General features: G+C 42.0%; 3 protein-coding genes. All 3 read right to left on the bottom strand.

Annotated elements, in window-relative coordinates; all coding sequences use genetic code 11:
- Positions 1 to 535: 535 nt before the first annotated feature.
- Entirely contained in the window at positions 536 to 679 is a 144-nt protein-coding gene (locus CXF78_RS21465; protein ID WP_167526096.1) for an IS3 family transposase, read from the bottom strand.
- Between the two features lie 100 nt (positions 680 to 779).
- The gene (locus CXF78_RS14415) at positions 780 to 2066 is read right to left on the bottom strand and encodes a peptidoglycan DD-metalloendopeptidase family protein (protein ID WP_102037195.1); all 1287 of its coding nucleotides are present in this window, start codon (positions 2064 to 2066) and stop codon (positions 780 to 782) included.
- 312 nt (positions 2067 to 2378) lie between these two features.
- A partial coding sequence (locus tag CXF78_RS14410; RefSeq protein ID WP_308302259.1) for an SbcC/MukB-like Walker B domain-containing protein occupies positions 2379 to 3747 on the bottom strand: 1369 nt, incomplete at its 5' end.

Here is a 3747-nt window from a genome sequence, read left to right as displayed (position 1 = left end):
TTACACAGGATACTTATCCGATATTTATAAGCCATATACTGATGAAGCGTTAAGCAGTACGATCCCCATCGAAAATTATGCATTTTTCGTCTGGGATGATGTAGCCACAGGTTCATATTTGAAACAAACTTTGGGGCAAAAACGAGTTAGTTTTCTTGACTTGGAAATGGTGTGATTCGACTCTGAACTTGAGGACGTTGAAGACTCTTTATAAAAGAATACGTGAGCTGGCCATGGATGGTGAGCTTAGCTTTCGCGGTACAGGATGTACCATCGGAAGCGTTAGTATTTTCATTCTTTACTATAAAGAGTTGGCCGAAGCGGACTGCAAATGAAGTTAAAATCTGGATCTACCCCATGGCGACCTTTTCGCAGCTGTTGTTTTGTAAATAGCGAAAATGTTGCGGGGCGGCTGGGCTAATTCTTATAAAGAGTAAAGAGGGAACAGCCGTTGGTTTCCTTTTGGTCTGGTGTGGGTGAAGCGCCACGACGTTATGACCTGGTTAACTGAATTCAGTCACCCTAGTTAAGTTCGTTAAGCCACTTCTTTTAACGGCTTACCCATACGCTCAAATTCATTAGGACTTTGATAATTGAGGTATGAATGCATCCGTTGGCTGTTGTACCACATCGTGATGTCATTCAAACTAAAATCACAGCATTGATAAACACCGGCCATAAAAAATGCAGCCTATTGGCTGCATTTAATCGTTCTATCACATCTAAATTCTACGTAATAAGCCTCAGTTCATTAACCTAAGTCCATTAGAATAAGTCTATTAGCCTAAGTCCATCATCATGCTGCGGCTACGTACCAAAGCTTGAAACGCTTGTAATTGCTTTTTAGGTAAGACTTTAGCTTCTGCAATATTGGCTTTCATTGCGTCAATTGGGCGACCATTAACAATGAACTCATAATGCAAATGTGGGCCTGTTGAAGCGCCTGTATTGCCTGATAAGCCAATCACTTGGCCACGGGTTACACGCTGACCTCTTTTAACTAAAAACTTCGATAAATGCAGGTAACGAGTACGCACTTTATTATCGTGATCAATCACAATGTAATTACCCGCAAAAGCATGTTTAGTCACTAACGTCACCACGCCATCACCAGGAGCCACGACTTGAGTACCAATAGGCGTAGCAAAGTCGGTACCATTGTGAGGACGAACGCGACCTGTAATGGGGTGTTTGCGATAAGGGTTAAATCGAGAACTCAAGCGGACTTTTCTATTTAGCGGAATACGTTGGAAGGCTGGAGTTAAACTTTGACCTTGAATGTCGTAATAGTTGCCATCAATATTTTGGAAAGCTGTAACGTCGCGACGGCCGGTGTTAATGCGAATACCTTCTATCGATGTGATACCTGTTGGTTCGCCTTCAACAAATTGATCGTTAACTAACACCGAAAAAGTATCACCGGCATGTAGCTCACGAGAAAAGTTTAATTTGGATTTTAACAGTGATTCGACTTTTTGAATTTCGGCTGCACTTAAACCAGCATTTTTAGCCGACACATAGAAAGAGCCGTTAATTTCACCGCCAACGATGCGATTTTGCCAAATGCCATCGATGTTAATGTCATTAACACCGTAAGTTCCGTCTTTAAAACGGGTGAATACCACTTGGTGAGCAGGGTTAAAGTACAGCTCTAGCTTATCAAGTTCACCATTGGCATTGTCCCAAAATTGGATGCGGTTACCCGGCAGCAGTGTATCTAACGCTAATACTTCTAAATCAGCTTCAAGTACTTTATACATGGTTCGTTGGTCGATACCAGCTAACTCAAATAAATGACTTAAGGTATCACCACTTTCGATCACGCGATCTAAAATCGGTGAGATAGGCTTTACAAGCTTCAACGTAGTTTCTTGTTGAGCTATGTGTGGCAATAACGAATCGATATCGATTGCCACTGGAATACGTTGTGATGAAAACTCTTGTTGTGTTGGCCATAATAAAGCAGCACCAACAACAAACACACTTGCTAGCAAGATTTTCTTGTGCAAGTTTGGCAAGTTCACTTGACTTACCGCTGGCCTTTGGAAGCCCATAATTTTACTCATTAGCAATGTCTAATCCACCCTAAAAGATGACGCTTTATATTTTTTATTTTTCTTTTACTGCAAATTGTTATTGCGATATTGAGCATAAAGTCGGTTAACTCTATGCCTTCATGTCGTTTTTTATGGTGAATATGACCCAATATTTGATACTACGGCATCCGGTATAAACAGCTAAAAATACGGACTTTTGCACTCAAACTGCATATCAACGCTCTTTTATATCAAAAAATAATCATTTTACAAATATAAAATGATATTTAATTAATATTTAATTTGAACTCGATTACAGTAATCATGGGAGTTTGAAGCAGATCAAGACCCACCTACAGCATACTCACCCTGCAATTTACTAATACCAAGGCCATTCATTTTAGTCACTTTTATCTGTACGTCGATCCGCTCTTTCATGGCTTCAATATGGCTAATTACACCAATCATTTTGCCCGACGCATTTAAATTATCTAATGCGTCTAAAGCGGTATCTAACGTTTGACTGTCCAACGTACCAAAGCCTTCATCTAAAAACAGTGAGTCAATGCTCGTTTTATGACTAACAAGGTCAGATAATGCGAGCGCAAGGGCTAAACTCACTAAAAAACTTTCACCGCCCGACAAGGTTCGGGTGTCTCGCACAGCATCACCTTGCCAGGTATCGAGCACTTGTAGCTCTAACGCATCGGACTCTTTGCGTTCAAGTAAGTACCGGCCTTGCAAACGTTCCAGCTGCCTGTTCGCTAATGCCACTAAATGGTCTAAAGTAAGCCCTTGAGCAAACTTACGGAACTTATCGCCTTTTTGTGAGCCAATTAACGAATGCAGGTACGCAAGATCGTCGTAATCTTGTTGTATTTGGGCTTGTTCCGCTAACAGTTGCTGTTGCCCTGCCCGCTTATTGGTATCTTGTTCTAACTCATGATTTAAGCGCCACAGTGTTTGCTTGTCTTGTTGGTGCTTAGCTTCCATCGTTTGATGTTGCAGCATTGTATCGCCGTGTTGAGTAATATCGTATCCGTGTTGCTCTGCCAGCTGCGCTAACTCCGTTTGTTTTATTTTGGCTTGTTCAACTAACGTATTGGCTTTGACAATGTCGTTATCCAGTTGCTGTTTTAGTTGCTGTAATGTGTGACGCTCTTTTGGCGTCAATAAGGCTTGCTCAAATGACTGTTGATCTGTAAATGGACTTGATTGTAATGCCACTTGCCATTTGGCCTGCATCTGCTGTAACTCTTGATTCGCCTTGGTTACTTGCTGCGTTGTCGATTGCAGCTGCGCTTGTAAGCCAGCAAAATGTTTATCCGCCGTTTGCAATTGTTGTTGAATTGAGACAAATACCTGCTGAGCTTGATCTACTGCGTGTTGGCTAAACAGCTTTTCATCTTCAACTATTTGGTCTCCAAACACGGCTTTACGCTGTGCGAGTACAGAATCGAGTTGTTCGTTAAGCGTAACCACTTGCTCAGTCACTTCTGCTAGCTTGGTTGCCATTTCAGTGGAGTGCAGATTGTTTGCGGTGAGTTTTTCAGCGGTGACACTGAGCTGCTGCTGGTTATCAATAGCCTGCTGCTGCGCTGCAACCCAACGTTCAAGTTGTTGTTGTAAATGATGAAGCCAAGTGTCGGCATTCTCTAGCGTCGGCGGTGTTAACCCTGTGGCAATAATGTGTGCATCCAGTGCGCTGTTA

Origin of the sequence: Shewanella sp. 11B5, from assembly GCF_002836795.1 — a bacterium.
Lineage (GTDB): Bacteria > Pseudomonadota > Gammaproteobacteria > Enterobacterales > Shewanellaceae > Shewanella > Shewanella frigidimarina.
This window is presented reverse-complemented; position numbering and strand designations above follow the sequence as displayed.